The sequence below is a fragment of the Puia sp. genome, from assembly GCF_035546395.1.
In the GTDB taxonomy this organism is placed as follows: domain Bacteria; phylum Bacteroidota; class Bacteroidia; order Chitinophagales; family Chitinophagaceae; genus Puia.
In genome coordinates this window covers 380,288-405,017 of record NZ_DASZXR010000014.1, presented here as the reverse complement: position 1 = coordinate 405,017, position 24,730 = coordinate 380,288, and the positions used below count along the sequence as shown (strand labels likewise).

The 24,730-nt window shown below is 54.5% G+C and carries 29 protein-coding genes; 18 read left to right on the top strand and 11 right to left on the bottom strand.

Annotated elements, in window-relative coordinates; genetic code table 11:
- The first annotated feature begins 8 nt into the window (after positions 1-8).
- Positions 9-524: an SRPBCC domain-containing protein gene (locus VHE34_RS14430; protein ID WP_325589080.1), complete on the top strand. Its 516-nt coding sequence runs from the start codon at positions 9-11 to the stop codon at positions 522-524.
- Between the two features lie 10 nt (positions 525-534).
- Positions 535-993 carry an SRPBCC domain-containing protein gene (locus VHE34_RS14425; protein WP_325589078.1) on the top strand — a complete coding sequence of 153 codons (459 nt, stop codon included), beginning with the start codon at positions 535-537 and terminating at the stop codon, positions 991-993.
- 35 nt (positions 994-1,028) lie between these two features.
- Here VHE34_RS14425 and VHE34_RS14420 read toward each other — a convergent pair whose 3' ends face one another.
- Together VHE34_RS14420 and VHE34_RS14415 are read right to left on the bottom strand one after the other, a co-directional pair.
- Entirely contained in the window at positions 1,029-1,394 is a 366-nt protein-coding gene (locus tag VHE34_RS14420; protein ID WP_325589077.1) for a DoxX family protein, read from the bottom strand.
- Positions 1,395-1,453: 59 nt separating this feature from the next.
- Positions 1,454-1,582: a hypothetical protein gene (locus tag VHE34_RS14415; RefSeq protein WP_325589075.1), complete on the bottom strand. Its 129-nt coding sequence runs from the start codon at positions 1,580-1,582 to the stop codon at positions 1,454-1,456.
- 65 nt (positions 1,583-1,647) lie between these two features.
- On the opposite strand from VHE34_RS14415, the gene VHE34_RS14410 reads away from it, so the two are divergent.
- Together VHE34_RS14410 and VHE34_RS14405 are read left to right on the top strand one after the other, a co-directional pair.
- Positions 1,648-4,092, top strand: a complete 2,445-nt coding sequence (locus VHE34_RS14410; protein ID WP_325589073.1) for a bifunctional YncE family protein/alkaline phosphatase family protein — start codon at positions 1,648-1,650, stop codon at positions 4,090-4,092.
- A 68-nt stretch (positions 4,093-4,160) separates the two neighbouring features.
- Positions 4,161-4,967 (top strand): class I SAM-dependent methyltransferase, encoded by an 807-nt coding sequence (locus VHE34_RS14405; protein WP_325589071.1) that lies wholly within the window; start codon positions 4,161-4,163, stop codon positions 4,965-4,967.
- 22 nt (positions 4,968-4,989) lie between these two features.
- On the opposite strand, the gene VHE34_RS14400 is transcribed toward VHE34_RS14405, so the two are convergent.
- The 5 genes from VHE34_RS14400 to VHE34_RS14380 form a co-directional block, all read right to left on the bottom strand.
- The gene (locus VHE34_RS14400) at positions 4,990-5,577 is read right to left on the bottom strand and encodes a Crp/Fnr family transcriptional regulator (RefSeq protein ID WP_325589069.1); all 588 of its coding nucleotides are present in this window, start codon (positions 5,575-5,577) and stop codon (positions 4,990-4,992) included.
- Between the two features lie 68 nt (positions 5,578-5,645).
- The gene (locus VHE34_RS14395; protein ID WP_325589067.1) at positions 5,646-6,245 is read right to left on the bottom strand and encodes a YdeI/OmpD-associated family protein; all 600 of its coding nucleotides are present in this window, start codon (positions 6,243-6,245) and stop codon (positions 5,646-5,648) included.
- Between the two features lie 11 nt (positions 6,246-6,256).
- A complete protein-coding gene (locus VHE34_RS14390; RefSeq protein WP_325589065.1) occupies positions 6,257-6,640 on the bottom strand; it encodes a DoxX family protein in 384 nt (127 codons plus the stop codon).
- A gap of 21 nt (positions 6,641-6,661) precedes the next feature.
- Positions 6,662-7,129, bottom strand: a complete 468-nt coding sequence (locus tag VHE34_RS14385; RefSeq protein ID WP_325589063.1) for an SRPBCC domain-containing protein — start codon at positions 7,127-7,129, stop codon at positions 6,662-6,664.
- A 5-nt stretch (positions 7,130-7,134) separates the two neighbouring features.
- Entirely contained in the window at positions 7,135-7,458 is a 324-nt protein-coding gene (locus VHE34_RS14380) for a metalloregulator ArsR/SmtB family transcription factor (protein ID WP_325589061.1), read from the bottom strand.
- 71 nt (positions 7,459-7,529) lie between these two features.
- Between VHE34_RS14380 and VHE34_RS14375 the strand changes: the two genes are divergently transcribed.
- Positions 7,530-8,111 (top strand): Crp/Fnr family transcriptional regulator, encoded by a 582-nt coding sequence (locus tag VHE34_RS14375; RefSeq protein WP_325589059.1) that lies wholly within the window; start codon positions 7,530-7,532, stop codon positions 8,109-8,111.
- 64 nt (positions 8,112-8,175) lie between these two features.
- On the top strand, positions 8,176-9,135 hold the full coding sequence (locus VHE34_RS14370) for a zinc-binding alcohol dehydrogenase family protein (protein WP_325589057.1): 960 nt from the start codon (positions 8,176-8,178) through the stop codon (positions 9,133-9,135).
- Here the strand turns inward: VHE34_RS14370 and VHE34_RS14365 are convergent.
- The 3 genes from VHE34_RS14365 to VHE34_RS14355 are packed head-to-tail and all read right to left on the bottom strand — an operon-like array spanning position 9,132 to position 11,503.
- Positions 9,132-9,692 carry a DUF4256 domain-containing protein gene (locus VHE34_RS14365; RefSeq protein WP_325589055.1) on the bottom strand — a complete coding sequence of 187 codons (561 nt, stop codon included), beginning with the start codon at positions 9,690-9,692 and terminating at the stop codon, positions 9,132-9,134. The genes VHE34_RS14370 and VHE34_RS14365 overlap by 4 nt on opposite strands.
- 6 nt (positions 9,693-9,698) lie before the next feature.
- Positions 9,699-10,436 carry a LytTR family DNA-binding domain-containing protein gene (locus tag VHE34_RS14360; protein WP_325589053.1) on the bottom strand — a complete coding sequence of 246 codons (738 nt, stop codon included), beginning with the start codon at positions 10,434-10,436 and terminating at the stop codon, positions 9,699-9,701.
- Positions 10,433-11,503, bottom strand: a complete 1,071-nt coding sequence (locus VHE34_RS14355) for a sensor histidine kinase (protein ID WP_325589051.1) — start codon at positions 11,501-11,503, stop codon at positions 10,433-10,435. The genes VHE34_RS14360 and VHE34_RS14355 overlap by 4 nt, the downstream gene beginning before the upstream one ends.
- 37 nt (positions 11,504-11,540) lie before the next feature.
- Here VHE34_RS14355 and VHE34_RS14350 point away from each other — a divergent pair, with 37 nt between their 5' ends.
- The 4 genes from VHE34_RS14350 to VHE34_RS14335 all read left to right on the top strand — a co-directional run bounded on the left by VHE34_RS14350 (position 11,541) and on the right by VHE34_RS14335 (position 15,080).
- Positions 11,541-11,936 (top strand): DUF1761 domain-containing protein, encoded by a 396-nt coding sequence (locus VHE34_RS14350; protein WP_325589049.1) that lies wholly within the window; start codon positions 11,541-11,543, stop codon positions 11,934-11,936.
- Positions 11,937-12,015: 79 nt separating this feature from the next.
- Entirely contained in the window at positions 12,016-13,530 is a 1,515-nt protein-coding gene (locus tag VHE34_RS14345) for a S8 family serine peptidase (RefSeq protein ID WP_325589047.1), read from the top strand.
- A 13-nt stretch (positions 13,531-13,543) separates the two neighbouring features.
- The gene (bla, locus tag VHE34_RS14340; RefSeq protein WP_325589045.1) at positions 13,544-14,425 is read left to right on the top strand and encodes a subclass B3 metallo-beta-lactamase; all 882 of its coding nucleotides are present in this window, start codon (positions 13,544-13,546) and stop codon (positions 14,423-14,425) included.
- Positions 14,426-14,522: 97 nt separating this feature from the next.
- Positions 14,523-15,080: a dihydrofolate reductase family protein gene (locus tag VHE34_RS14335; protein ID WP_325589043.1), complete on the top strand. Its 558-nt coding sequence runs from the start codon at positions 14,523-14,525 to the stop codon at positions 15,078-15,080.
- A 25-nt stretch (positions 15,081-15,105) separates the two neighbouring features.
- Here VHE34_RS14335 and VHE34_RS14330 read toward each other — a convergent pair whose 3' ends face one another.
- Positions 15,106-16,128, bottom strand: a complete 1,023-nt coding sequence (locus VHE34_RS14330) for an LLM class flavin-dependent oxidoreductase (protein WP_325589041.1) — start codon at positions 16,126-16,128, stop codon at positions 15,106-15,108.
- A gap of 336 nt (positions 16,129-16,464) precedes the next feature.
- Between VHE34_RS14330 and VHE34_RS14325 the strand changes: the two genes are divergently transcribed.
- From VHE34_RS14325 to VHE34_RS14290, 8 genes are all read left to right on the top strand, one after another.
- A complete protein-coding gene (locus VHE34_RS14325; protein ID WP_325589039.1) occupies positions 16,465-17,025 on the top strand; it encodes a hypothetical protein in 561 nt (186 codons plus the stop codon).
- A gap of 75 nt (positions 17,026-17,100) precedes the next feature.
- The gene (locus VHE34_RS14320; protein WP_325589037.1) at positions 17,101-17,541 is read left to right on the top strand and encodes a nuclear transport factor 2 family protein; all 441 of its coding nucleotides are present in this window, start codon (positions 17,101-17,103) and stop codon (positions 17,539-17,541) included.
- Positions 17,542-17,684: 143 nt separating this feature from the next.
- Positions 17,685-20,714 (top strand): HAMP domain-containing sensor histidine kinase, encoded by a 3,030-nt coding sequence (locus VHE34_RS14315; protein ID WP_325589035.1) that lies wholly within the window; start codon positions 17,685-17,687, stop codon positions 20,712-20,714.
- A 137-nt stretch (positions 20,715-20,851) separates the two neighbouring features.
- A complete protein-coding gene (locus VHE34_RS14310) occupies positions 20,852-21,526 on the top strand; it encodes a response regulator transcription factor (RefSeq protein ID WP_325589033.1) in 675 nt (224 codons plus the stop codon).
- A gap of 68 nt (positions 21,527-21,594) precedes the next feature.
- On the top strand, positions 21,595-22,242 hold the full coding sequence (locus VHE34_RS14305) for a response regulator transcription factor (RefSeq protein ID WP_325589030.1): 648 nt from the start codon (positions 21,595-21,597) through the stop codon (positions 22,240-22,242).
- Positions 22,243-22,340: 98 nt separating this feature from the next.
- Complete coding sequence (locus tag VHE34_RS14300; RefSeq protein ID WP_325589028.1) at positions 22,341-22,748, top strand: hypothetical protein; 408 nt, start codon at positions 22,341-22,343, stop codon at positions 22,746-22,748.
- A gap of 71 nt (positions 22,749-22,819) precedes the next feature.
- Positions 22,820-23,731, top strand: a complete 912-nt coding sequence (locus VHE34_RS14295; RefSeq protein ID WP_325589026.1) for a helix-turn-helix domain-containing protein — start codon at positions 22,820-22,822, stop codon at positions 23,729-23,731.
- The gene (locus VHE34_RS14290) at positions 23,724-24,707 is read left to right on the top strand and encodes a sigma-54 dependent transcriptional regulator (protein ID WP_325589024.1); all 984 of its coding nucleotides are present in this window, start codon (positions 23,724-23,726) and stop codon (positions 24,705-24,707) included. The genes VHE34_RS14295 and VHE34_RS14290 overlap by 8 nt, the downstream gene beginning before the upstream one ends.
- Positions 24,708-24,730 lie beyond the last annotated feature (23 nt).

The window sequence follows — 24,730 nt, the reverse complement described above, 5'->3', positions numbered from 1 at the left end:
ACAACGTTATGTCACAACAATGCCTAACACCAGCCGATTTCAGCCAGTTTAAACTTCGCGTCAGCGTCAAAACCCCGATCGAGAACGCCTACCGCGCCTGGGCCAGCCCCGCCGGCCTCGCCTCCTGGTTCATCGGGATCATGGAATTCAAAGGCCCGAACGGCGAGATCCGCACCGGGGAAGACCTCGCCCAGGCAGGAGACGAATACACCTGCTTTTCGCGGAAGAACCCCGCGAACATCGTGATCAACGGAAAGGTGCTGAAGGCAAACGGGCGCGATCTGTTCAGCTTCACCTTCTCAAAGGAATGCCCGGTGACCATCTCGATCTATTCCGATCATAGCGAGACCATCGTAGAACTCATTGAAAGCAACCTGCCGACAGATGAAGAGACCATGCGGCGGCATTATGTCGGGGACTCGAAAGGGTGGATATTCTATCTCACCAATCTGAAATCCGTCCTCGAAGGCGGCCTCGACCTTCGCAACAAAAACGCCGACATCACCAACGTCATCAACCATTAAAATACAAATAATGAAAAAGAGAGATTTTCAGTTTAGCATCACCGCGCCGGTCAGCGCCGAAGAGGCCATGGAACACATCAGCGACGTCCAGGGCTGGTGGGCCAAACATTTCGAAGGCAGCAGCCACCTCCTCCACGACGTCTTCACCGTTCGCTTTGGCGGCCCCAAGGGCACCTTTGTCACCTTCGAGATCACCGAACTGATACCGGGGAAGAAAGTGGTTTGGTATGTCACCGACTGTTACCTGCACTGGATAAACGACAAGCACGAATGGACGGGAACCAGCGTCATCTGGGAATTGGCGGCCTGGGAGCTGGCCCCGGATGCGGAAGGGACAACGATCCATATGACCCACCAGGGCCTTACGCCCGCGGAGGAATGTTTCGAGGATTGCAAGGCCGGCTGGACGCACCATATCAAGGATAGCCTGCTAAAGTATATGACCGAACAGGTCGGCCTGCCGGAGTAAGCATACCCGCCCCAACTTTCGGCGGTCCCGCCGGATCAATCAAAGAACCTTCCAAACGCCACAAACAGCGAAAGCACCAACAGCGTCATATTCGTCGCTACATTCCTTGGTTCCTTCAACCGGTAATGGATCGGCGCCGCCAGCAGCATGATCACCGCGAAGCAGCACGCGGCCACCGGCGTCAGCCAGGGAAGGATGCCCGTCCAACACGGCACGATGATGCCGATCGATCCCAAAATTTCAGCAACCCCGATCAAATGGATCGCCGCCGGCGAATATCCAACGACACCCGTCTGTCCGCGGGCGATGAGCTGTTGTTCCGAAAGAATGGATTTATTGATCCCCGAGTAGAGGAAGGCGAGGGCCAGGAGGATCTGCGACGCCCAGAGTATAGTGTTCATAACGTTGAATTTTATGCACCAAAGCTCCGGCGCCGCCGAACCTTTTCCTTTGACATATGTCAAAAACTGAGTTGCGCGCGTATCCGGCTCAGCGTCTCCTGCGTGATACCAAGATAGGATGCGATCATCCCTAACGGGACCCGGCGCAACAGCGAAGGGTTGCCGCTGATCAGGTAGCTGTCTTCCAAATTTGTTTAAAAAAAGATAATTTTAAGATACACGAAAAAGCTTGTTTACGGAATAATTTCGGCGCATGAAGAAAGCTCTTTATATCTTTTCCCTCGCCGCTGCCGGCTGCGTCATCAACGCGAAGGCGCAGGACCTCTCCGTTATTGAACAGAACAGGGTAAGACTTCCCAACGGTTGGTCGCTGACCCCGGTTGGCAAGAGCCTTCCGCTTGGCGATCTTCCCCTCAATATCGCGGTCAGCAAAACCCACCGCTATGCGGCCGTCACCAACAACGGTCAGAGCAATCAAACCATCCAGCTGCTGGATGCAAGGAACGACCGGGAACTGGACAAGGTTTTTGTCAGCAAGAGCTGGGGCGGCCTGGCCTTCAGCGACGACGAACAATACCTCTATGCTTCCGGCGGCGACAATAACTGGATCGTCCGCTTCACCATCACCGATAATAAGCTCCATCCTGCTGACACCCTGCGGCTGGGTGAGCCCTGGAGCCGGCAGAACCCCAAGGTCGCGATCTCCCCGACCGGGCTGGCGGTGGATGACAAAAAGGGCGTCCTCTATGTCGTGACAAAGCAGGATAACAGCCTTTATACCATCAACCTCAAAACAAAGGCCATCGCGCAGAAGACCCCGCTGGGCACCGACGCCTACACCTGTCTTTTATCCGCCGACCGCTCCAAGCTATATATCAGCCTCTGGGGCGGCGACAAGGTGGCCATCTTCGACACAAAACAAGGCCGAGTCACCGACTCGATCGCCGTCGGCGACAATCCGAACGATTTGACGGTCTCGCACAACAAACGCTATCTCTATGTCTCCAATGCCAACGACAACACCGTGTCGGTCATCGATCTGAAGGGCAACAAGGTCCTCGAGACGCTGAACACCGCGGTATATCCAACGCCGCTCAGCGGCACGACCAGCAATTCGGTGGCCCTGAGCGACGACGACAAGACGCTGTATATCGCCGATGCAGACAACAACTGCCTGGCAGTGTTTGACGTCAGTAAGCCGGGCGCCAGCCATTCGCTGGGGTTCATTCCAACGGGATGGTTCCCCAGCGTCGTAAGGGTGATCGACGGAAAGCTCTACGTCGCCGATGCCAAAGGGTTTTCCTCGCTGCCGAATCCCAACGGGCCCAATCCTACCGGTGCCAGGGAAACAGTCCTCTTACACGGCGGCGACCCCAGCAAGCCAAGGGCCGTTCAATACATTGGCGGCGGCCTGTTGATGGGCGCCCTGAGCGTCATCCCCATTCCCACGGAACAGCAGCTGTCGGTGTATTCCCAGGCCGTCTATCATAACACGCCGTATCAGCGTGAGCAGGAGATGACGGCAGACGGCGAAACGGGTAACCCGATCCCGCACAAAGTGGGTGATCCCTCGCCGATAAAGTATGTCTTCTATATCCTGCAGGAGAACCGCACTTATGACCAGGTACTTTCTGATATGCCTGGTGGCAACGGCGACACCAGCCTGCTGTTGTTCGGCCGGAAGATCACGCCGAACCATCATTCGCTCGCCGAGAACTTCGTGCTGCTGGATAATTTTTATGTGGATGGCGAGGTCAGCGCCGATGGTCATAACTGGAGTATGGGCGCCTATGCGACGGATTACATGGAAAAGAACTGGCCCACCTCCTACGGCGGGCGTGGCCGTGGCGCCGTAGGCGAAACCGGTCTGAACAAGCTCTATATCTGGGACCAGGCCGCCCGGCACAACGTCTCGTATCGCACCTATGGCGAGTTTGTCGGCGGCGACAACAGCGCCCGCATCCCTGTGCTGAAAGATCACTTCACCCCGGAATACCCGGTACACGACCTCCGCGATCCGGATACGATGCGCTATCGCATCTGGGAGAAGGATTTCGATTCGTTGCTTGCACAGCATGCCGTGCCGAGGCTGTCGACGATGCGGATGCTTTCCGATCATACCGAGGGGACGGCTGCGGGGCGGCCGACACCGTTCGCGCATGTTGCCGATAACGACCTCGCCGTCGGAAAGCTCGTCGAACATCTCAGCAAGAGTCCCATTTGGGACAGCTGCGCCGTGTTTATCGTCGAGGACGATGCGCAGAATGGGCCCGACCATGTCGACGCCCACCGTACGACCGCATATCTTGCGGGCGGCTACGTAAAGCGGCACTATGTCGACCATACGATGTATTCCACATCCTCGCTGTTGCGTACCGTCGAGCTGATCCTCGGTCTGCCGCCGATGACCCAATATGATGCAGCGGCGACGCCGATGTGGCGCAGCTTCAGCCCGACGTTGGACGCGACCGCCTTCAGCAGTCTCCCTGCCAATATCGATCTGCATGAGACCAACCCCGGAGGCACAAAGCTGGCGGCGATGGCCCACGGGCTCAATTTCTCGGAGGTGGATCGCGTGCCTGACGAGGCGATGAACGCGATGCTGTGGAAGGCCGTCAAGGGCGAGGGTGCAAAGCTGCCCGTACCTGTTCGCGCGGCCTTTGTCAAGGCGACAAGCAAGGCGGATACCGACGACTGAGTGTTTCTTGTCATATGGCAACCGCTGCTTACGACTGAATGATTTCCTTTGTGGGAAATTCATTCGTCATGACTCAATCGATGCTTTCATTTGAAGGTAATATCGCCCAGCAGTATGAAGAGCTGCTCGGCCCTTTTCTTTTTGAACCCTTTGCCGCCGATCTTTCGGCCCGCACCGGCGATCTGTCCTCCTCGTCTATACTGGAACTGGCCTGTGGCACCGGCCGGCTCACGCGGCATCTCGCCTTCGCACTCGGACCGAAAGCCAGGCTCGTGGCTACCGATATCAACGCCGAGATGCTGGCCGTTGCGCGGGAGGAAGTGGACCATCCCCGGGTCGATTGGTCGGTGGCGGACATCGCAGACCTTCCATTCGGCGATGCACAATTCGACCTTGTGATCTCGCAGTTTGGGATGATGTTCCCCGCCGACAAGGCGAAGGCGCTTGCCGAGACCCGGCGGGTGTTGCGCAAGGGTGGGCGACTGCTCTTCAACACTTGGGGGCCCGGGGCGTCTAATCCCGTCTGGGCCTTGCTGGCCGAAGTGATGAGAGGAGTATTTGGCGACGGCGCCAACGGGCCCATCGCGCAGCCTTTTTCCCTGAGCGAGGAAGCCCCTGTATTACAACAGCTCGAAGACAGTGGGTTCTCACGGGTATCGGCGCATCGCGTCCGGCTGATGGTGCAGATCGAAAGCGCGTCGATGGCGGCGCAGGGGATGATCGCCGGATTGCCGGTGATCAATTTGATCCGTCAGCGGGCGCCGGAAGCCCTGCCGGGGACGCTGGAGCGGCTGACGGCCCGGTATGCGGAGGTCTTTGGCGACAGGCCGATGGTGGCGCCGGTGAATGCGCGGGTATTCGAAGCGGTGGCGTAGGTGTCGCCGCGCCGGCCTGGGCTTATCTCGCCATAAATTCCCTTCTGATACGGCTGAGAGAGGTGTCGGTCATCCCCAGGAACGAAGCGATATGCTTTAGCTGCGCATGCTGGAAGATCTCCTTGCCATTGGCGATCAGCGAAGCGTATCGTTCTTCCGCTGTCTTGTTGATCATTGCCAGGGTATGCTGCTTGTAAGCCACATACTCGCGTACCAGCATCGCGCGGCCGAATTCCCGGAACTCCGGGACAGAGTGGAACAAATCGTTCAACTGGCAAAAATTGGTGAGGTATCCGCGGCAGGGGGTCACCGCCTGTATATTCTCAAGGGATGGAGTGCGTAGAAAAAAGGAAGAAGGCTCGAAGATGACCCGGCCCTTTGTATGGAAATAGGTCGTGATCTCGTTGCCGTCGGCGTCGAAGGTGAAGGCGCGCATGAAGCCTTCGACGAGATAAAAATAACCGCTGACCTTCCCCTCTTTGAGAAGATAGTCGTGTTTCGCGAATTCGACCTCTTCGAAATACCCGGCGATGGTCTGAAGGTTTTCCCTGGAGACCTTGAAGTCGGGGATACTGCTTTCAATGAAGTCGATGAGTGGTTGCTTGTCCATAATTAAGAACCTCGACCTTTAAAGGTAGAGGTTTTTGATGGCATGACCACTTGTCTTATGGCAAGAAATCACTTTTTCACCTTCGCGGGATCGTCGTCGATTCCCAGCCCTTTTAATATTTGGGGAACGTATTTTTCGACCCTGGCCTCGCGGGTCCTGGCCATCTTGGGTTGCGAGAAATGCAGCAGGTAGGCCCGTTGCCGCCCCGGCGTCAGGGCGTAAAAAGCCTTTTCCAGCGCGGGGCGTTTATCCAGCTTTTTTTTGAACTCTTCCGGCATGGGAAATTCTGAGGTCTTCTTCAGCTTCACCTTCAGGCCGGCCTTTTCCACTTCGATGGCCTCGTAGAGATAGGCCTTTATCGTGGCCTTCATCCCCGTGATCTCTTTGGCGCTGGTGAACCGGAGTTGCCGGGCCGCCTGTACGTTCTCTGTTTGCTGGATCAGGATACCTTCGGGATCGTTGAGCAGGGCGCCTTTAAAGAACAGGAGGGCGCAGTACTCTTTGAATCCGTGGATCACGACGATATTGGCATTGTCATACATATAGCAGGGCTGGCCCCATTTCAATTCTTCGGTCATGCCGCAATCGAGGACGATCGATCTCAAAAGTTTGTATTCCTTCTGCCACTTCGAGTCTTTCTCGAAAACGAAATCGACTTTGGGATTCATATGCATTCGTTTTATGAGTGAGCTACCGCAAGTCTCCGGTTGGCGGGCCGGAAATACCAGGATAAGAAAATGATGGCGGATAAGAGCAGGGAGGGGAAGAGATCTTTAAAGCGATCGCTCATCGCGAGATGAGAGAAGATGGCCCCGGTCATGAGGAAGAAGAGGCCGGCGTAGGTCCATTCCTTGACCTGGGCGAAGCCGGGTATCAGCAGGGCGGGCACCGCCAGCAGTTTCCAGATGCCGATCAGGACCAGGCTATAGTTGGGATAGCCGAGATGAGTGATGAAATTGATATCCCCCTTGGTGTTGAACACCTGCTGGATGGCGGTGGCCGTCAGGCCGAGGGAAGCCCAAAGGGTGAAGACCCAGTAGATGATGATTTTTGTCTTTGTCATGGTTGTCTTTTTTTGGGGCGTTTATTTGAGTTGTTTGAGGACTTCTTCGATGCGGTTATGCGCAGCGTTGACACCCGGCCGCAAGCCCCATTTCAGCACCTCGTCCCGCTGGGAGACCGATTCATAGAGGACGCGCATGGTGAGTTTGCTTCTGTCTTCGTTGAGGGGTTCGAACTCGTAGAACTCGAGCTGGACGCCGGCGGGGGTGTTCTCCATTTCGAAGGTGCGGATGATCTTTTTGTTGGGGATGAATTCGTGGAAGGCGCCGTTGGCGCGGAATACGACATTGCCTTTGTCGTCCTTTTTCTCCAGCTGGTAGCCGCCGCCTTTTTTGTTGTCGAGCCTCAGTGCTTTGGACCCCATCCATTGTTCGACTATCTCCGGGTCTTCATAGGCCCGGAACAGCAGGTCCAACGGCAATTCGAATTCGCGGGTGATCCACATTTCCTGCTTGCCTTCTTCGGCAGTGACCTTTGTTTTCAGTTCCATAGTTTTTATTTTTTGGTTTTGTATTTAGACATGATGGCTTCGAGTTTGTCGAAGCGGTCGTCCCACATCTTGCGGAACGGTTCGATAAAGTCGGCTACTTCTTTCATTTTTTTGGCGTTTATATGATAGTGTACCTCCCGGCCGCTCTGCGTCTGTTGCAGCAGTTCGCATTCCGTGAGGATGGACAGGTGTTTGGAAACGGTGGGGCGGGCGGTGTCGAAGTTGGCTGCGATCGCCCCGGCCGTCATGGACTGGGTGGCGACCAGCAAGAGGATCGCCCGGCGGGTGGGGTCGGCGATGGCCTGGAAAACGTCACGTCGGAGGTTCATTGTGTAGCTATTTGGCTACAAATATATATGTAGTTATTTAGCTACGCAAATTTTTTTTCTATCTTGAGGCCATGGCACCCGATTTCTTTGAAAAATTCAGGCAGCAATTCCCTCTTACAGAAGAGAAATGGGCGGAATACATCGCTTATTACCACCGGGTTGAGGCGCCGGCGCGCACCGTTCTGCTGCGGGAGGGGGAGATCTCGCGGAAGGCCTGGTTGATCGAGAAAGGTTGTGTGCGGGCCTGGTTCAACAGCAAGGGGAAGGATATCACTTTCCAATTCTTCGTGGAAAATATGGCTGTATCCTCAGCCGAAAGCTTCCGGAAGAAGATCCCCAGTATTTTTACTCTCGAGACCGTCGAGCCTTGCGTGTTGCATTGGATCCATAAGAAGGATATGGATGTGATCCTACAGGATATCCTGCGGGTTCCCGAGTCGAGGGACCGGATGATCGAGACCTTGTTCGACCGGCAGCTGAACTATGCCAATCATTTTCTTTCCTTTATCAAGTATACGCCGCAGGAGCGATATGCGCGACTTGTGGCCGAGCGGCCGGATCTCATCCTGCGGGTGCCGCAGCAATATATCGCTTCTTACCTGGGCGTTACTCCGGTGTCCCTGAGCCGGATCAAGAGCAAGCTGATGCGATAGCCTCTTTTGTTATCTTTTGTTATTTGCCGCTGTTTTGTGCCCGGATACCTTTGGGAAAAAAGCCATGAAAGCAGCTGTCATCAATGCGTTTGGCGAAACGCCGCGGTATTCCGAATTCCCCGATGTTATTCCCGCCGAGGGCGAGCAGCTGCTCGGCGTCGAGGCCTGTGTGCTCGAGAACTTCGACAAGGGCACGGCATCGGGAAAGCACTATTCCAGCAAGAAGCTATTCCCGCAGTTTCCGGCCATTGTAGGTACGGGTGGGATCGGGCGGACGAAGGAAGGGCGGCTGGTTAGTTTTGGGAACATGCGCCCGCCCTATGGCGCCTTTGCCGAAAGGGTCGCGGCGGGTTACGTACTTCCGGTTCCCGATGGGATCGATGCCGCCAAAGCGGCCGCGATCCCGCGCTCTGTGCTGACCTCGCTGTTGCCGTTGAAATATTCCGCGAAGCTGCAGCCCGGCGAAACGGTGCTGGTCAATGGCGCCACGGGCGTTTCCGGGCGCATCGCGGTGCAGGTAGCGAAGATGCTGGGGGCAGGCAAGGTGATCGCAACAGGCCGCAATGCGCGATCGTTGCAGCTGTTGGGGCAGTTGGGCGCCGATGCGGTTGTCGATCTGAAGGAGCCGGAGGAGCAGCTGGCAGAAGCCTTTGCTTCCGTTGTTGCAGGCGGTATCGACGTCGTCATCGACTTCCTCTGGGGCCGGCCTGCCGAGTTGTTAATCAGCGCATTTATTCCACAGGAGGCAGGTTTTGCGAAGAGGCGGGTCCGCTATATCCAGTCGGGTGAAAAGGCCGGATCTTCTGTCTCGCTGCCGGGTTCGGCACTGCGCACTTCGGGCCTCGAGCTGATGGGCATCGGGAAGATCTCGCTCGAGACGGTACAGGAGGAGATGAAGGGGGTGTGGAATGGGATCGCCGCCGGAAAGTTCTATATGGAAATTGAAAAGGTCGCACTGGCCGATATTGCCGATGCGTGGAACCGCACGGACCTCGACGGGAAAAGGCTGGTGTTGGTGCCTTAGACTCTCAGCAGGCCCCGGAATCCCCTGGCGGCATAGTACGACTCGGCGCCGTTGTGATAGACGAAGACGGTGTCATAGCGGTGGTCGCCAAACAGAGCGCCTCCGAGTTTCCGGATTTTGGCGGGCGTCTGTATCCAGCTGGAGGTCTTGGTGTCGAAGGGGCCCAGTAGCTGCTGCAAGTCCCGGTATTGTTGTTCGGTCAGCAGTTCGATCCCTATGGCGGCGGCCATCCCGAGAGCGCTGCCACCCGGTTTGTTCTCCTTCCTCGAATCCAGGGCCTCGTCGTCGTAACAAAGGCTTCGGCGTCCTTTGGGACTTTCCGGTGAGCAATCCGCGAACAGGTATTCGCCGGTCTTTTTGTCGTAGGCGATGACGTCGGGTTCGCCGCCGGTTTGCTCCATTTCGTAGAGCGAGACCAGTTTTTCCGGGCTGTCTTCCAGCTTTGCTTCCACCTTCGTCCAATCGAGACCTCTGTGACGGGCCGCGTTCTTCTCGAACCGGGCTTTCAGTATGCCGAACAGCTGTTTGGTTTGCACGGGCGGTAACTTATTCTTCATATTTTTTTATTTTCCCCACCATTTCTTGAACCCAGCGCTATTTTCAGAACTCACGATCAACTCTTCTTTTATCGCCGGCTCCAGCTCCACCAGCAACTTGCTTTTCGGTAGCGCGCTCACTTTGCGGATCGCGATAGTATTCACGAGGTACTTTCGGTTGAGTCGATAGAACGTTGCCGGATCCACCTCTTTTTCTACCTCGGCCAGCGACCGGTCCAAAATGAATTTCGATCCATCCCGCCGGACGAGGCAGACCAGCTTATGCGAAGCCTGAAAATAGGCAATCTCCTCTGTGCGGATCGATACGAATTCGGTACCGCGGCGCACCAGGAACTTCTCTTTATGGCCCCGGTTCGCCAATAGCTGCAGGTACCGCGACATAAAATACGCCTTCATCTCACTAAATTTTCGCAGCGCGGCTTCCAGCCGCTCGGCTTTCACGGGTTTCAGCAGATAGTCGATATTGTTGTATTCGAACGCTTCCTGCCAGTATTCATCATAGGCCGTTACGAAAACGACAGGGCAGGCCACCCGGACCTCTCGTACCAGTTCCAGGCTCAGTCCATCGCTCAGCTCGATGTCCATGAAGATCAGGTCGGGTAGGGGATTGGTCTGCAGCCATGCCTTCGCCCGTGCCAGGGAGTCCAGCACTTCATCCACTTCGATGCCGTAGGACGTGGCCATCAGCATCTTTCGCAGCCTTGCCGCCGCGGGCGCCTCGTCCTCTATGATAACGACTTTCATTCGATGGGCAATACGGGTAAATAAACGATGAACTCTCCGGCTGATTCTTCGACCTGTAGCGGCGCTCCGACCGCCAGTTTGCAGCGCTCGTCAAGGTTCGATAGACCTACGCCCGGTGACGGACGGGCGACCTCCTTCTTTGCCAGCCTATTCCACACCCGCAGCCGCGTCCCATCGAGGCTTACGATGATTGCCAGCGGTTCGCGCAGGGTGAATTCGTTGTGTTTATGGGCGTTCTCCGCCAGCACCTGCAGGGAGATGGGCAGGGTCATATACCGCTCGGTCAGGGACTCGTCGACATCCACCTGCAGGCGAACCGCTTCCCCATAACGGATGCGGAGTAACGCAAAATAGTCGTAAAGGAAACGGATCTCCTCGGCCAGGACCACCACTTCGCGGGACCGGTTTTGCAGGATATACCGGTAGACATCGGCCAGGTGTTCATTGAAGATCCTCGCCTTTTCCGGCGATTCCTCGATCAGCCAGGTCAGGGTGTTGAGGGAGTTGAACATAAAGTGCGGGTCGATCTGTCCCTTGAGGGCCTGTAGTTCGGCCTGGGCCTTCAGGCGTTCCAGCTGGGCGCTTCGTACCATTTCGCTTTCCGAATCCTTTACCAGGAAGACCGTTTCGTAGACATGGGTGATGAAGATGACGCAGATCATGATAATGAGGGTCGACACGCGGACCACTTCCCAGTTCACCTGGCCCTGGTTGAAGAGGTGGTACCAGCCCAGGAGCAGGACCACGCAGACGGGGATGGTAAAGAAAGAGATGGCCAGCAGCAGCGCGATGATCTTCCGGACGGGCCGGTTGAACCAGTCGAAATAGCTGCGCAGGGAGAAGAGCAGGTATCGGTTGCCCTGCCAGATCACGAAGGCGATGCCGATGGTATAGGCGTAGGCGAGTTTGAGCATCCAGTGGGAGAAGGAGTGGGGGTCGATCATCCGGGTCACTAGCGGAATGGCGATGCCGAAGGTGGGGATGAGGATCAACCTGAAGCCGATATCGTTTATCCGGTCCGTCGCCATTTTTTCCCGGTTCGTTCCCTTTGCCGGAACAACAACCAAAATAGCCAATATATTCGAGAAACAAAACCCCTTTTATATGACACCCAACTGGATTGCTGTATTGGTGGCCGGCATTTCGGCCTTTGTTCTCGGCGGAGTATGGTACTCGCCGGCTCTATTTGGAAAGGCGTGGATGAAGGAGAACGATTTGACGGACGAGAAGATCAAGGCCGGGAATAAGGCGAAGATCTTCGGCTGGTCGATCGTGCTTTGCCTGGTCATGGCCGCGAATTTGGCGATGTACCTCAATACGCCGAATATCGACTTTAAGTTCGGCTTGCTTTATGGGTTGTTGGCGGGGGTATGGATATTTTGCGGTATTGCTATTGTGGGTTTGTTCGAGTTGAAGACGGGGAGGTATATACTGATCAATGGGGGATATTGTTTTCTTGCGCTGGGGCTGATGGGGGCGATTTTGGGGGCATGGAGGTAATGGACCCGTTGTATCATTCGGGCCTGTGCTTTCGGTATATTTGCGTCAAAAGACAGATTGAGTTTGGCAGCGCAAATAAATGAAAAAACCTGATATATATACGCAGTTTCTGACCCTTGCCCTCACCTTGACGACGTTTTCCTGTGGTCATCGCTCTTCATCAGGCAACAACCCCGGCCGGCCAGAACCTCTCCAAGACCTCCGCGCCCAACCCAAACCCAACTGGCAAAACCTCGACCTTCAAAAGGACGGTGTCTTCGGAACCAGCGCCGAAAGAGCCTACGATCGACTGTTAAAAGATAAAGCCGCCACAGACGTCATCGTGGCCGTCATCGACAGCGGCATCGACACCACCCAACCGGACCTGAAACCCGTCCTATGGACCGATCCCAGGGATGGCTCCCACGGCCGCAATTACATCGGCCCCGAATCGGGAAAAGAAGACTTTATCCCCATGCTGGCGATTGAAAACGGGAAACCGGACCACAAAATCATCCAGGATGACTATCACCTCCACGTAACCCGGCTGCAGATCTTCATCAACCAGCTACAGGAATCCCGGAAGGTCCTCAACCGGATCGTAAAGAACATCGGAAAAAAGAACACGTCCTTCAACGACCTCAAACAATACCGTCCCCGCAACGACGCCGAAGAAAACGTCCTCGGCCTCCTGCTCGGCCGAATGCTCCTATATCCCAATTTCGAGAAGCTGCGCCTGAAGGAAGTGGATCACCTCATCGACCTCGGAACCTTTCACCTCACGCACGGCCTCAACGATACCATCGCAACCGCCGCAGACACGGCGGCGGTAACCACGCACCCGCAAGGCGTCGATGGCGATATCGCCGCCGATCCCCTGGGACTGGTGATGGACCCCAATGTCGCGCCTGCCCACGGCACATTCGTAGCCGCCATCATCGCGGCCGTCCGGAACAACGACACAGGCATTGACGGAGTGTCCAACCATACCCGCATCCTGATGCTGAAGCTTTCCAACAACATCCGTGAAATGCGCAACGCCGACCTGGCCCTGGCCATCCGCTATGCCGCGGACCACGGCGCACGCATCATCAACATGAGCTTTGGAAAACGGTTCTCTTTCCGCCGCGAGGCGGTAGACGAGGCGGTAAAGTACGCCATGGCCAAAGATGTGTTGATTGTCCATAGCGCAGGCAACGACGGGATGAACACCGATAGCAATGATTTCTTCCCCTCCGCGAGATACCGGGATGGGGGTATGGCGCAGGCCTGGCTGACAGTCGGCGCCTCAGGGTATCGCGACGACAGCACCCTTCCGGCTACCTTCTCCAACTACGGGCGCAATAGCGTCGATGCCTATGCCCCCGGCATGGAGATCACGTCGATAGTCCCGCATGCCGGCCTGAAAACCTGGGACGGCACCAGTGAAGCCGCCCCGGTGGTGACCGGCATCGCCGCGCTGGTCCGGTCCTACTATCCCCGGCTGACCGCGATCCAGGTGAAAGAGATCATCCTGCAGTCGGTGGTGAAGCGAAAAGCGCTGGAAGGAATATGCGCCAGCGGGGGAGTTGTAAATGCCTATAACGCGCTGAAACTCGCGGCCACCTATAAATGATTACATTTGTCTTATGCGCCTACGAACCCTCTCCACGACGATGCTTGTCCTGGCCGGTCTGGTCCTCACCGGAAGCCCCGCCCCGGCTCAAAAGCTTTACTCCCCCAATTTCGACAAGGCATGGATCGAGGAACAGGCGCCCTTCCGGATCGCCGGGAACCTGTATTATGTCGGCTCGTATGACCTGGCCTGTTACCTGATCACGACGCCAAAGGGGCATATCCTCATCAACACGGGTATACCGGGATCGGAAAACATGCTCCGCCGGCATGTGGAAGCCCTGGGGTTCAAGTATGCCGATATCAAGATATTGCTGGCCACTCACGCCCATTTCGATCATGTCGGCGCCATGGCGGCCGTCAAAAAGGCTACGGGCGCTAAACTAATGATCGAAGACAAAGACGCCCCCTTGCTGGAGGACGGCGGCAATTCAGACTATGACTTCGGCGGCCATGGCCATATGTGGGTTCCCGTAAAAGTGGACCGGAGACTGCACGATAAGGACATCGTCGAATTAGGCGGGATGCGGATCACGGTGCTCCATCATCCCGGTCATACCAAAGGGGCTTCCAGCTATCTTTTCACGGTCAGAGACGATATCCGGACGTACCGGGTGTTGATCGCGAACATGCCGACCATCCTCAGCGAGACAAAATTCCCATCCATGCCCACCTATCCCACGGTGGGTAAGGATTATGGCTATACGCTGGATACGATGCCCAAAATATCCTTCGATATCTGGCTTTCCTCCCATGCAGGGCAGTTCGATCTGCACAAAAAGCTATCGAAGGCGAAAGGATATCATCCGGAATCATTCATGAACTCCCGGCCGGCCTACGATTCGGCGCTCCACGAGCTGCGGGAGGAATACCTGAAAAAAATGCGGGCCCTGTAACTCATGCCGGATGTCGCATTTTGCCCTAAAATTGTCGTAGGGACGCCTTTTCGCTTTGACCGCAATGCTCTAATTTTCAAATATTAAACGCATTTATATGAGAAAGCTGGTATACGCTATCAACCTTACTATCGACGGCTGCATTGACCATACCAAAATAGGCGGCAGTGACGAAATGCTTGATACGGTTTGGCTGAATATTATACGGGAGGCCGGGGCGCTGCTGTACGGGCGCGTCACTTACGAGTTGATGGTTCCCTATTGGCCTGACGTTGCAAAAGACCCTACCTCAACGAAATCAGAGATGGAATTTGCCCGGGCATTCGACTCCGTCGAAAAGGTCGTTTTTTCACAATCATTGGAAAAGGTCGAAGACGGGAACTCGAGGATCGTTCGGTCAAAGCCCGAAGACGAAATTCTCCAATTGAAAAAGCAAGAGGGCAACAATTTGCTGCTGGGCGGCGTCGCGCTTCCTTCCTATCTTATAGAGCGAGGCCTGGTCGATGAATTTATATTTGTCGTTCACCCCCTCATCGTGGGAGAAGGGAGACGGTTGCTGGGAGGTGTCAGTCTACAGGAAAGATTGCAATTAAAACTGGTTGACTCGAAGGTATTCAAGTCAGGCGCCGTCTTGCTGCATTACGTGAAACCGTAAAATTGAACGGTACCGGGACGCCAATCTAACGCCAGCCCAATCCCGGCGCCACATGCTTCAAAATGGACGACAGGATATGTACATTGTATTCCACCCCCAAGGTATTGGGAATAGTCAAGAGCAGCGTGTCCGCCTCCTGGATAGCCTCGTCCTGCGCCAATTCCCGGATGAGCCGATCCGGTTCCGCGGCGTAGCTTCTTCCGAATATGGCGCGCCTGTCCTTCTCGATAAATCCGATCTGATCGGCTTTGCCGGAATCCCGCCCGAAGAAATACCTGTCCTCGTCGGTTATCAATGCAAAAATGGAGCGGCTCACCGAAACCCTTGGTTCCCGCTTATGCCCCGCCTTTTTCCAGGCCTCCTTGTACAACCTTATCTGTTCCGCCTGTTGTATATGGAAGGGTTTGCCGCTTTCGTCGAATTTCAACGTAGAACTTTGCAGATGCATGCCCTTTTCGGCCGCCCATATGGCGGTAGCATTGGAACCCGCTCCCCACCAGATACGATCGCGCAATCCTGCGGAATAGGGCTCCAGTCGTAATAAGCCCGGTGGATTGGGAAACATGGGGGTGGGATTCGGTTGGGCAAATCCAACGCCATTGAGCTTTTCCAGGAATTGCAACGCCTTGTTGCGGCCCATATCTTCGTCGGTTTCTCCCTTGGCCGGCTCATACCCAAAATAACGCCACCCATCGATGACCTGTTCGGGTGAACCTCTGCTGATGCCCAATTGCAGTCGCCCGCCCGAGATCAGATCGGCGGCTCCGGCGTCTTCTACCATGTAGAGCGGATTTTCATAACGCATGTCTATCACCCCGGTCCCGATCTCGATCTTGCGCGTTTTGGCGCCGATAGCCGATAGCAGAGGAAAAGGAGAGGCTAACTGAGCGGCAAAATGATGGACCCGGAAGTATGCACCATCGATGCCGATCTCTTCTGCGGCGACAGCCAGTTCAATAGACTGAAGCAAGGTGTCACTCGCCGTGCGGGTGTTATAAGAGGGATTATTGTGCCAATGGCCGAACGATAAAAATCCTATTTTCTTCATAAAGCCCTGTTCGATTGTAAGAAAGACCCTGCAAAGATAGCTATCTTTAGCATATGCAGGAATCGACCGGTCTGCACGTAGAACCCGGCGGGATGGACAGCGCCGCGGATTACGGCAAGGCGGCGTCCTTTGTCCTGATCGTTTTTGTGTATGTCTTATTCAGAATGCATACTAAGGCGCAATTGGCAGAGAAAGCAGCCAGGAAAGGATTTTCTCGATTATAAAAGAAGAATCCCGTATATTTCTATTGCATATTGCGCTCTCTTTGGATAAGACGATTTTATTGCTGGGCATTATCGGCTCGTTATTGCGGACCGGCCGAACTTCGAATCTCAAATGGAACTCATCGACTACATAAATAGCAAAGTAAAGCTGACTTCGGAGGAACGCGACGAGATCGATCGGTCCTTCCAGGTAGAACACCACTGCAAGGGAACCATCCTGATCAATCCGGACAGCCTGAGCCAAAAATTTATGTTCATCGAGAAAGGTCTTATAAGGACCTTCTACACCTTCAACGACAAAGACGTCACCCATTTCTTCTTCGACGAAAATTCCTTCCTGGCTACGATCGAAAGTATTTATTTCAATAAAACCGATCCTTACGGCCGGCAGGTCCTGGAGGACTGCGTCTTAAGGACCATACATTCCCGGGAGTTTGCCGCCCTGACCGATCGCATCGTCAATATGAAGCAGTTCGCCTTCCTCGTTGCGGTCGATGTGGTCAAACTCTTCGCCGACCGGATCTTCTCGCTCCAGTTCCAGACGGCCCAGGAACGTTATGCCAACCTCCTGGAAAGCAATCCCACCATCCTTTTACGGGCGCCCCTTGGCCACATCGCATCCTACCTGGGCATCACGCAACAAACTCTCAGCGTGATCCGGTCGAAAAAGTAGACCCGTTGGCAAATTTTTAATATACATTAAAAATCCGCTCCCCGGCCGTCGCTTTCTTTGCAAAAAGAAACCTTTATGTCCAATCCGATCAGTGGTGATGAACAACAGGTTCAAAAAGCCAACTTTTCCCTTGTCAGCCGTTTTATGGAGATCGTAGGTACCGAGGAATGGTTCGACATGCTGCACGATGATATTATCCTCCATTTCCCCAACGGCCCCCTGATGGGAAGCCAGGAGATACTGGTGGGAAAGGATGAGGTCGTCCCCTACCTCAGGAAGGCCCTGGCGCAAGCCAATCATCTCCGGTTCTACAATGTCGATACCTGGCCCACCCGTGACCCTAATGTATTTTTCAACGAATACCACGCCACCGTTCGAACCCCCACCGGCAAACACTTCCAGTATACTTACATCAACCAGCTGATCGTAAAAGAGGGCAAGATCAGCTTTGCAAGAGAATACTGGGATCCCAGGCGAAGAACGGCAGACTCCATGGATTTTGCCCTTTTCCGATAGCGAAGGATCTCCCGATATGTAGTAAATTAGCTCATTGTTCCACCCATAACCGACCGTCAGCAATGAGCAATCCCATTTTTTGCCCATCCGGCAACAACTGGCCCCGTATTATCGGGATTCTCATCTGCGTAATCAGCGGATGCATGACAGCAAAGGGCCAATCCGCAACCGACGAAAGGTTTATCGTCCAACACTATGGCGCCGCCGAACGCATTCCGGACAATATCGTGGACCTCACTTTTGACAACCAGGGTCTCCTCTGGATCTGTCCCGAACAGGATAATATCCGCATCTTTGACGGCCGGCACCTCCGAATTCTGGAAACCTCGCTGGCGGCCGGCGCACCCCGTTGGGAATATTCCAGGATCCTCAAGGATGCCACCGGCCGGCTTTATTTCTTCAGCGAGGAGCAGGATTTCCGTTATAGCATCGACAGCACCGGTCAGTTGTCGCAGGACGCGAGCACCCGGAACACGGCTTCCGCATGGCCGTTCAACAATGGCTATGCCTATTTCGACTGGGACCGCTTCATGCAAAACGGACGCAACAAAGCAGACCGGGCGGACAGAAGATCGCTTCGAACCCAATTTTCAACTGACAAGACCTTTTATGCCTTTAACGACTCCACATTCATTTTTAGGCTGAGGGACTCCCTGTTCGTCTTCTATCACGGCCGCCACTGGTTGTTGCCAGCCGGGAGTACCGCCCATCCGAACGCACTGTTGCTCAACGACTGCCTGTTTGTTTTCGGCGTTAAAGGGGTTTCGAGGCTGACCGAACCCGCCGGTCGCCTGGAGCCGGTGACGCTCGGCGGAGACATCCTCAAAGATAGTTTGTACCAGACCGCCGGATCCAATCTGCCGATTACCGTTTACCTGTCGGCAAACCCCCATATCGCCTGCCATCAACGCCTCTACCGCCTTCGGTTTCGTGACCCGGGTCACCTGGAAACCATCCTTGTCGGCGATCTTAGCGCCATCCCCGGCCGCATCATCAAAGTGGACTACAATCCCCGGCAGGATATTACCGCCATCGCCACCCTGCACAACGGTATCTTTCTGCTGAGACCCAACCCCTTCTTTCCCACCCATTTTGACGACCGCTTCCTGGCCCTGAAACGAAAGCAGATCTACTACCCGCTACTCCTTAAAGCAAAAGACACCTTTTTCACCGGGTGGGCGGAATTCACCTGCCGGGGCTATTACCGGGTGATCGACCTCGCACACACCGGCGCAAAATTTCTCTTTAAAGACCCAAAAGGGCTGATCTGGGAGGGCAACCGGCTTTCGCTCTTTCGCTATGACACAAACGGATCAAACCCCACGGCAATGGCCGTCCCACCACCCAGCAATAGGGTGGCGGACATGTGCGCCGACGAGAACGGTCGGCTCTTCGCCCTGACGAACCGGAGCCTGTTAGAATTCAAGGAGGGAGCCCTCCGTGACCTGAACCCATCCGGGTTTCCAACCGTCAGGGGCCTGGGGGAAATGAAGTACGTCGGCAGTGGAATCATCTGGTTCGGCACGTCCAACGGGCTCTTCTCTTACAACGGCAATACCAACCGGATCGAACGCCTACAGGAGGTCCCGCAAGTTCCCGTATTGAATATCACGAAATTGTCCACCGGTGGCATCCTGTTCACCTGTTATGACGAACCCTATTACTTTTACTGGAAAAAGGGCCATTTTTATAAGATCCCGGTCGAAACAGGTCTTGCCTTGAACGAGATTGGCTCGGTGATCGAGGACCGGCACGGCCGGATCTGGCTGGCCACGTCCAGCGGGTTCTTCGTCACCACTCCGGAGGAGATCGAAGCGTTTTGTGCCGGCGATTCCAGGAATATCTATTACTACAAATACGGCCAGGAGGAAGGATTGCGCGACCTGGAATTCAACGGCGGCCTCAATCCTTCCAATGGCATGTCCCCCGACGGATTTCTCTTGTTCAATTCCACAGGAGGCCTCACCATCTTCCACCAGGATTCCGTAAAGGAACTTTTCCCCTACGGCGATATCGGTCTCACAAAAAAGGGCAGGACGGTGGAGGAATTCACCGTTCGCGATTCCATCCTCCTGCCTCATGACAATGACGGCATGCAGTTGCAGGTGCGGGTTCCCTATTACGGCGGCAAGGACAATCTTCAGGTGGAATATCGCCTGACCCCCACGACAAACGCCTGGCAGCCCGTCGGCGATCAGGGCCGCATCCTGTTCAACCACCTGGACCATGGCGTCCACCACCTCACGATCAGGACCCGCACCGGCCTCCGCCCCACCGATTTCGTCAACCGGACGGTGACGGTTACCGTAAGGAGTATGTTCTATGAAGAACCGGTATTCCAATGGCTCGCCGCTGCGGCAATCCTCGCCATCTGCATTGCCGTGACGCTTCACATCGTTCGGTTGAGAAGAGAAGTGCGGCAAAAGAATATCAGCCTTCATGACCAGAACCTCCGGCTCCAACAGACCCTTGGCCAACTGCAGGACAATATTTCGATGAAAGAAAAGCTCATCTCCATCATTCTCCACGACCTCAAAACTCCCCTCTATTTTCAATCCCTGCTTTTCAATAAGATCAACGTTTCCGACTATTTTACCAACGCCGAAGCCCGGCGCCTGTTCCACGAGCTGAAGAATTCCAGCACGGCCATCCTGCAGTTTACAAAGGAGTTCCTCACCTGGTATAGCAGCCAGCGGGATGGTTTCGCCGTAAGACCGGCATTGTTCGCCCACCGGGTCGTAGTCGACGATCTGTTTGCGGTGTACAAAGATATTGCGTCAAAAAAGAATCTCACACTCGGCTATGCCTGCAAGGAGGTGGAGGATCTGTTCACGGACAGGACCATCCTGGAGATCGTCCTTCGCAACCTGCTCGACAACGCCATCAAATATACGGAAGCAGGAGAGGTCACGGTATCGTTTGAAAAGCAAGCTAACGGCATAGCCATCGTTGTCACCGACACCGGGCGCGGTATGACGCCGGAAAAGATAAGGGAACTGCACTCTTATTTTCATGATAGTCCGCAAGGGTCTTCGCCTACTTTCGGTTATCGCTTCATCTATACCCTGGCGGAGAAGATCGGCGCCACCATCCATATCACCAGCGTGCCCGGAGCCGGCACCAGTGTCACCGTTATCATCCCGGATGTGCCAGCCGCCGCCAGGGTCGTGTAGTAATTCGTCCAGGAGCCGGTAGATACGCTTCTAATTTCAACGACTCACCGGTAAATTGCCGCCGGATCATTGGAAAAAGAACAACTCTTCGCTATCATTGCCAAAATAGGGGTCATGAGGTCCCGTTTTATTCTATTGTGCGTCGCCAATCTGCAAATACCGCCCCTGCTCTTCAAAAAGATGCTTATTATGTCCTACTGACAGGCGACCATGCGATCGGTCGCATCGGCCTCCGGATTCTCATCGCTAAGCTGGGCCCGCACATCCACATGGATGAGGCAACCGATATAGACTCGATGATGCAGCGATTAGGCTCTGGCCCGGTCGATCTGCTGATCCTGGATAACAATCTTCCACAGGCGGAATCATTTCGCCTCATTACCCGGATCCGCAAGGAATATCCAACGGTTCATGTGTTGATCTATACGGTCCACAATGAATTGATCCTTGCCGGCCGCTATCTGCGGACCGGGGTCCGCGGCTATTTGCTCAAAGACTCGGGCGAGACCGAAGTGCTTGGCGCTCTAAGCACGATTATGGCCGGCAAAATATATATAAGCGATTCCCTGGCCCGGCATCTCGCCGATCAGAAGGTCGATCCCCGTATCCATTCTTTCGACTCACTCAGCAACCGGGAATTCGAAGTCGTCCTCCAACTCGTGAAAGGGTATCCGATCGCGGAGATCGCCCGTATCCTGAATATGAATACCTCTACTGTCCGCACACATAAGAATCGGGTAATGAAGAAGTTGAAAGTGTCCAACAGCATCGAGCTGATCACCCTGGCGCAAAAATTCCAACTTCTCCGATAACTAGATAGTTTACTACAGGGATCTGCTGGATATTGAAGTACCTTTATATTGAATCCAAAACGAAGTTTATGAAAGTCAATAGAGCGCTTATAGCGGACGATCATGTCATCGTTCGGGAAGGCCTGAAGAGCATCATCAAGGACATCTGCCCGTTTATGCAGGTGGATGAGGCGATCAATGGTGGCCAGGTATTCGACTTTGTAAAGCGCTCCGATTATGATATCCTGGTGTTGGACGTTAATATGCCTGACACGGACGCCATTACCCTCATCACCAACATCCTCGCCTATAAAGAAGAATCCAGGATCCTGGTGTTTAGCATGAATGAGGAGCACCTGTACGCAAAACGATTCTTCAAATTGGGCGTCCTCGGCTACCTGGATAAAGAATCCGGCGCCGAAGAAATCAGAAAGGCGCTCGAAACCGTTCTTACCGACAAACTTTACATGAGCGAGAACCTAAGGCGCGGCTATCTCGATGATATGGTTGCTGCTCACCAGGAGAACCCGTTCCAAAGCCTTTCGAACAGGGAGCTCCAGATCGCCAAATATCTTCTGAAGGGCTATTCTTCCACGCAGATAAAGGATACGCTGAACCTACACTCTTCTACCGTCGGAACGCACAAGATCCGCACATTCGAAAAACTGAAGATCAGGAATGTCTTCGAGCTACGGGAACTGGCCAACCTCTACCAGCTCGATCTGTCGAAGATTTGAACACGTTCCCCTGTTTTTCGCAGGTTGCCGCTCTTTTTTAAGATAGATTAAAAATCCTTCCCTGGTTACTGTTTTCTTTTGCAGGTAAATCTCCTACTATGCTAGAGTTTACCTCTGAGACCAATATTCATCATGTATTCCTCGCGGATGATATCGGGCTGGCCTCCGTATTCCCAAAATTGAAAGAACGACTGGCGCAGCCGGGTTACAAGCACGTTACCCTGGTGTATTATTCTTCATCCGACCCTCAGGCCTTCCACCCCGAACTGGGGATCTTGCAAAATCACTTCCCGACCCAGCTGTTCGTGCTTTATTGCTACAAGGATCGGCCGGGTTTCCGGGAATTCAGGAATGAAGATATCGAAGCCATCCTAAATGCCAATACGATGCAGCGAATGGAATTCATTCTTTCGGGCATGGAGAACTTTGTCGCCCGGGCAAGCGGGGTATTGCGTTTGCTGGGCATCCAGGACTGGCAGATGCAGGAGCAGTATTTCACGAGTTGACGGGCACGGGACTGAAAGCGGTTGTATTGCCGGGCAAAATGAAACATTCTTAAACATTAAATAAATCAGTTATGAACACGATCATAAAGCGTGATCAACCGCCTTCCGACGTACACTTCTCCCTTTTTCTCGATGACCTTAAACCGGAGGTATTCGCAGGCAACGGAACTTCCGGACCCGCTAATCGCCCCTATCATCAAATCGTTCTCTTGTCAAAAGGTACCGCCTACTGCCGCATCGACCTCGAAAATTACCGGATCAGCGATAACACCGCTTGCCTGATCCCCCCCGATCGCTACTTTCGGTTTATACCGAAGGGACCTGTCAGCGGCGCTATCCTGTCATTCGATGCGACTTTCCTGAATTTTGCCTTACAGGGCTCGGGCTGCGCCTTCATCGCCGAAACGGAAGCGGCGATGAAAATGGTCAACGTCATTGAAATGGGGCCCGGCTTTGCTCTGCTCGAAAATCTTTGTCGCGACATAAGGAGTGAATTGCAGACCCCCGATATTCTACAGTTAGAGAGCGTATCCGGGTTGTTCAAGCGGATTCTCGTTCAGCTGAAAAGATCGGCCAGGCACACTACGCAAGAGACGCCATCCAGTCCGAAAATGCGCCTCTTTCACCAATTTGCCCAGTCTCTCGATAAACAATTCAAGACGAAAAGAGGGGTAAGCGAGTACGCGGCGGAGTTATCCGTTACCGCCAATTACCTGAATGAGGCGGTCAGAACGGTGTCCGGCCGGCCGGCCAGCTATCATATTCAGCAGCGCGTTGTCCAGGAGGCAAAAAGGCTCGCGATATACACCGATGCCAACATGAAAATGGTGGCCCATTCCCTTGGTTTTTTGGATTCCGCACATTTCAGCAAATTTTTTAGAAAGGTCGCCGGTGTAAACTTCAGCGAGTTCAAAAAAAAGGCCTTCGTATCCAGCTATGATACGGTAACCGAGACAATGACGCAAGCCCCAGTCAATGAATAACCATTTGGATATCGCAGCCGGCGCAGCGTCCGGGCTGATCGGCAAAAGTCCGGCATTCGCCGAAGTGCTGCATCAGGTAAAAATGGTGGCGCCCTTTGACACCACCGTCCTGTTGCTGGGAGAAAGCGGTACGGGCAAAGAACGCATCGCTACCCTGCTGCATGAGTTGTCTCCCCGTGCGGACAAACCGGTCATAAAGGTGAATTGCGCGGCTCTCCCGCCGACGCTCGTGGAGTCCGTTCTGTTCGGCCACGAACGAGGGTCGTTCACAGGCGCCATCGAACGGCGGATCGGAAAGTTCGAACAGGCGCAGGGAGGAACACTGGTCCTGGATGAGATCGGTGAACTGTCCCCCGACATGCAGATGAAATTCCTGCGCGCCTTGCAGGAACGGGAGATCGAACGGATCGGTTGCAACCGAAGCCTGGCGATCGACGTGCGGGTTGTCGCCGCCACCAACAAAGATCTTGCCGTGGAAGTCGCGGAAGCCCGATTCAGGGTCGATCTTTACTACCGGCTCAATGCCTTTCCCGTGATCCTGCCGCCGCTCAGGGAACGAAGGGAGGATATCCCCGCACTCACCCGGCATTTTGTCCGGCTCTATGGGGAAAGGATGGGAAAGCCGGACATGGACATCGCTCCGTCCGCAATGCACCAACTGCTGGCGCATGACTGGCCAGGCAATATCCGCGAACTCGAACATGTGATCGAGCGAAGTCTCATCCTCTGCCCCGGATGCAGCCTCGATCGGGTTTCGATCCATTGCGGATCGGCGGCAAAACATAACCAGCCTAACCGGTTGAAGACGATCGAGGAGAACGAACGCGACCATGTTCTCTCCGTGCTTAAAATTTGCAAAGGAAAGATAAGCGGCCCGGGGGGCGCCGCGGAACTGTTGCAAATGAAGCCTTCGACGCTGTTTTCCCGCATGAAGAAAATGGGCATCGGATTGAGCCGCGAACCGCTCAAAGCCTGATGGCCACCGCCCTCATGTTCACT